Genomic DNA, 3,907 nt, shown 5'->3' on the forward strand with positions numbered 1-3,907 from the left:
GCCATCGTTGTTGGCGGTGCAGATTCTCTTGCTTCCACTCCGACAGATTTGAATATTTTTTGAACGCTTTGTTTAGGCATGAGTTAAATGGTAGTTCATAGGAAAAAATACTTTGTTCCAGTTTGTGTCTTAGTGGCTTTCTGGTTCAAAAAAATGCATAAAACATAAATCAAAAATAAAATGAAGCTAATACGTTACGGAAAAGCAGGAAAAGAAAAAACGGGTATTATTATTGATGGAATAAAATACGATACATCAGCTTTTGGAGAAGACTACACTGAGCAGTTTTTTGAGAATGATGGCTTGGAAAGATTGAAAAAATTTGTTGAGGGGAATAGGGATTCTCTTACAAAAGTGAATGATGACGAGCGTTTAGGGAGTTGTATTGCGCGCCCTTCAAAGATTATTTGTATCGGGTTGAACTATGCTTTGCACGCGAAGGAAACGGGTGCCTCAATTCCAAAAGAGCCCATTATTTTCTTTAAATCTACGACCGCTCTTTGTGGGCCAAATGATGATGTGGTGATTCCAAAGAATTCAAAGAAGACTGACTGGGAAGTGGAGCTCGCGGTGATTATCGGTAAAAAATGTAGTTATGTGGAGGAAGGTAAAGCCATGGATTATGTGGCTGGATATGCCCTGCATAATGATTACAGTGAACGTGAGTTTCAGATAGAACGTGGAGGTCAATGGGTAAAAGGAAAAAGCTGTGATACTTTTGCTCCGCTAGGCCCTTTCCTTGCGACAAAAGAGGAAATTGAAAACCCCAATAATTTAAACCTTTGGTTAAAAGTGAATGGGGTGAAATTACAAGACTCCACCACTTCGGATTTCATTTTTAATGTGCAACAAGTAGTAAGTTATTTAAGCCAATTTATGACTTTGTTGCCGGGTGATGTAATTTCCACAGGGACGCCGGCAGGAGTTGGTTTGGGGATGAAACCGGAACCTTGGTATTTGAAAGCCGGAGATGTAGTGGAGTTAGGAATTGATGGATTGGGGACCTCTAAACAAACCGCCGTTGCCTATTCAAAAGGATAATGGACTTGCTCTGAGGTTGACACCAAGTCTTTTCCTCGCGGCAATGATATACAAAGCGCTTCGTCATTGCTAAGGAGTAGCATGACCAGGCAGCCACTGGCTCAATAAAACAATTTTGTTTAAAATGAAAGAGAACTTATCGCATGTGATAGATAGTCATCAACATTTTTGGGTGTACAATGAAATGAAAGATGCCTGGATTACCGATGAAATGAAGGTTATTCAACGTAGTTTTTTACCCAAAGATTTACAACCCGTTTTGCAAGAGAATAAAGTGGGTGGGTGTGTAGCTGTACAAGCAAGTCAAAGTGAAGAAGAGACAAATTTTCTCTTGGAATTAGCTGGAGAAAATGATTTTATAAAAGGCGTTGTTGGTTGGGTTGATTTGAAAGATAAAAATATTGAGGAAAGGCTTATTTATTTCTCCAAAGAAAAAAAATTGAGCGGTTTTCGACATATTTTACAGGGTGAAGATGTAGAAGAATATTTGAGTAACAAAGATTTTCTACACGGCATCTCTTTATTGGGAAAATATAATTATACTTACGATATATTAGTTTATCACCGTCAGTTGAAATATGTGGATGATTTTGTTAGACGGTTCCCCAATCAGCGTTTTGTGCTGGATCATTTGGCAAAGCCGGATATAAAAGGCCATACTATTAGCGATTGGGAGAAAGAGATTACCCTGATTGCAAAGAATGAAAATATAAGCTGTAAAATTTCCGGGATGGTCACGGAAGCCGATTGGGAAAATTGGGATGAGAAAGATTTCTATCCCTACATCGATGTAGTGATGAGAAATTTCGGAACAGATAGAGTACTATTTGGTAGTGATTGGCCGGTGTGTTTATTAGGTATTACTTATCAAAAATGGCTCTCGGTTTTAAACACCTATTTTACCAATTACTCATCGACAGAAAAAGAGAACTTTTTTGGGAAAAATGCTATGAAGTTTTATGATTTATAAATCAAGTTATTGATCATCTAAGACTTATCACTTAAAATAAAAATTATAAAATATGGACTTAAAGTTAAAAGGTAAAGTTGTCATTGTTACAGGTGGCGCAAAAGGTATCGGCGAGGGCATTGTAGATGTTTTAGTCTCTGAAGGTGCTACCGTGGTAATTGTGGGAAGGAGCAAGGCGGATAACGATAAAAAAGTGGCGGAAGTAAAATTAAAAGGGGGCAATGCCTCACAAGTGGTGGCGGAGCTTTCTAACCCTGACACATGCAAAAATGTCATTGATGAAGTCGTTGCTACCTATGGGTGTATCGATGGCATTGTAAATAACGCTGGACAAAATGATGGAGTTGGTTTGGAACATGGAAATTATGAAGGCTTTCTTTCTTCCTTTCATAAGAATGTGGTCCATTATTACTTGTTGGTGCATTATGCATTGCCTTATTTAATAAAGTCTCATGGAAGTATTGTAAATATTTCCTCCAAAACGGCAGAAACCGGACAAGGAAATACTTCTGGCTATGCAGCCGCCAATGGTGCGCGCAATGCTTTAACGCGCGAATGGGCTGTAGAATTGTTGAAATATAATATTCGTGTAAATGCGATTATTGTTGCGGAATGCTGGACGCCACAATATTCTAATTGGATAAAGACTATACCTGATTCAGACGCGAAATTAAAAGAAATTAAAGATCGGATTCCTTTGGAAAACAGAATGACAACAGCAGAAGAAATTGCCAATACGGCGGCCTTTTTATTGTCAGATAAATCCTCTCACACCACTGGTCAGTTGATTCATGTGGATGGCGGATATGTGCATCTGGACAGGGCTTTGGCGAATGCTTGACAAGTGATTACGTTTAAGTGTTAAGTTGTATATTATACATTTTAAAATTTAATTATAATGGGAACAGATATTCATAAAATTTTGCACATTCATCCAAAGGATAATGTGCTGGTGGCCTTGCAGGATTTAAAAGCTGGCGAAGCGATTGTATTTGATGGAAAAACTTATATTTTTTATGAACGACATGCAGCGCGGTGATGAGATATTTATGTATGGTGGGTTAGTGGGTAAAGCGCAACATTTTGTACCCAAGGGCTCAAGGATGACGACCGAGAATACCAAACATGCGGCACAGCCTTTTTATTACCGCCATGTGGATTTTCATTGGCAAAAACCCGATATATCAAAATTTGAGGGGAGAACCTTCAATGGTTATCATCGTAATGATGGACGTGTAGGTACTGCCAATTATTGGCTGTTTCTGCCAACGGTATTTTGCGAAAATAGAAATTTGGATGTAATAAAAGAGACGTTGCACAATGAGTTGGGGTATGCGGTAGCAGATAAATATAAACAGTATACGCATGATTTGCTGGAGCTTTATCAGCAAGGTGGGGATGTACTCCACAACGATATTACAATAAAGGAATCAGATGTACACACCGATAGAATATTTAAAAATGTCGATGGTATCAAATTCTTAAATCATGAAGGCGGCTGTGGTGGTACGCGGGATGACTCGGCTATACTGAGTAAATTGTTAGCTGCCTACGCCGATCATCCGAATGTTGCAGGCGTAACTGTTTTGAGCTTGGGTTGCCAGCATTTGCAGGTGAAGAATTTTGTTTCGGATCTCAAAGAAAGAAATCCTCAGTTTGATAAGCCTCTATTGATTTTTGAACAACAAGGAAGCCAAAGTGAAGAAGAACTAATCAAAGATGCTATCAGGAAAACATTTGTTGGCTTGATAGAGATTAATAAAATGGAGCGAAGCCCGGCTCCTTTGAGTAAATTAACAATAGGTGTAAAATGTGGTGGCAGTGATGGCTTTAGCGGGATATCTGCGAATCCATCCGTGGGTTATACGGCGGATTTATTAGTCGCCTTAGGTGGCA

Annotated in this window: 5 protein-coding genes; all 5 read left to right on the forward strand. The window is 38.9% G+C overall.

Going from position 1 to position 3,907, the window contains the following annotated elements:
• Positions 1–180: 180 nt before the first annotated feature.
• Positions 181–1,041 carry a fumarylacetoacetate hydrolase family protein gene (locus ACQR30_RS00510; protein WP_429729730.1) on the forward strand — a complete coding sequence of 287 codons (861 nt, stop codon included), beginning with the start codon at positions 181–183 and terminating at the stop codon, positions 1,039–1,041.
• Between the two features lie 124 nt (positions 1,042–1,165).
• Positions 1,166–2,011 (forward strand): amidohydrolase family protein, encoded by an 846-nt coding sequence (locus ACQR30_RS00515; protein ID WP_429729733.1) that lies wholly within the window; start codon positions 1,166–1,168, stop codon positions 2,009–2,011.
• 52 nt (positions 2,012–2,063) lie between these two features.
• The gene (locus tag ACQR30_RS00520; RefSeq protein WP_429729736.1) at positions 2,064–2,852 is read left to right on the forward strand and encodes an SDR family oxidoreductase; all 789 of its coding nucleotides are present in this window, start codon (positions 2,064–2,066) and stop codon (positions 2,850–2,852) included.
• A 57-nt stretch (positions 2,853–2,909) separates the two neighbouring features.
• The gene (locus ACQR30_RS00525; RefSeq protein WP_429729738.1) at positions 2,910–3,050 is read left to right on the forward strand and encodes a hypothetical protein; all 141 of its coding nucleotides are present in this window, start codon (positions 2,910–2,912) and stop codon (positions 3,048–3,050) included.
• On the forward strand, positions 3,028–3,907 hold an 880-nt coding region (locus tag ACQR30_RS00530; protein ID WP_429729741.1), incomplete at its 3' end, for a UxaA family hydrolase. The genes ACQR30_RS00525 and ACQR30_RS00530, both read left to right, overlap by 23 nt.

The organism is Arachidicoccus sp., from assembly GCF_050436765.1.
Lineage (GTDB): Bacteria > Bacteroidota > Bacteroidia > Chitinophagales > Chitinophagaceae > Arachidicoccus.

What these genes read in the sequence shown, in the direction of transcription:
- ACQR30_RS00525 (WP_429729738.1), top strand. Translation starts at nt 2,910, where the DNA reads ATGGGAACAGATATTCATAAAATTTTGCACATTCATCCAAAGGATAAT.
- ACQR30_RS00510 (WP_429729730.1), top strand. Translation starts at nt 181, where the DNA reads ATGAAGCTAATACGTTACGGAAAAGCAGGAAAAGAAAAAACGGGTATT.
- ACQR30_RS00520 (WP_429729736.1), top strand. Translation starts at nt 2,064, where the DNA reads ATGGACTTAAAGTTAAAAGGTAAAGTTGTCATTGTTACAGGTGGCGCA.
- ACQR30_RS00515 (WP_429729733.1), top strand. Translation starts at nt 1,166, where the DNA reads ATGAAAGAGAACTTATCGCATGTGATAGATAGTCATCAACATTTTTGG.